Origin of the sequence: Rhizobium sp. PRIMUS64, from assembly GCF_023006465.1 — a bacterium.
GTDB lineage: Bacteria > Pseudomonadota > Alphaproteobacteria > Rhizobiales > Rhizobiaceae > Rhizobium > Rhizobium leguminosarum.
Genome location: NZ_JALBGX010000359.1, coordinates 1 through 350, shown reverse-complemented (window position 1 = coordinate 350; position 350 = coordinate 1). Strand labels below are relative to the sequence as shown.

The window sequence follows — 350 nt, the reverse complement described above, 5'->3', positions numbered from 1 at the left end:
CGGTGCAAGTGATGCCATCACGACACCGTCTGTCGGCTTTGTCTGATCGGCGACATTAGGTTTGTTTGGCAGTTTCCTGTGGTGGTTCGGAGTAACTTTCTGAAACCCAACAAAAGGATCTTTCCTTTGGCTCGATCGGCCCACATGGCACGGGTTTTGAAGATTGCCATGCGAGGCGGCGCGAGCTGCCTGCCTTTTACTCAGCGATGGATGGAACGAAAGAAGGAAGGCGATATGTCAGATTTGCGTCAAATCGCATTTTACGGCAAAGGGGGGATCGGCAAGTCCACCACCTCCCAAAATACGCTCGCAGCGCTTGTCGACCTCGGGCAGAAGATCCTGATCGTCGG

The 350-nt window shown here is 53.7% G+C and carries 1 protein-coding gene; it reads left to right on the top strand.

Annotated features, from left to right (window positions below; all coding sequences use genetic code 11):
* Positions 1-234: 234 nt before the first annotated feature.
* A partial coding sequence (locus MOV76_RS39555; RefSeq protein WP_309506940.1) for an ArsA-related P-loop ATPase occupies positions 235-350 on the top strand: 116 nt, incomplete at its 3' end.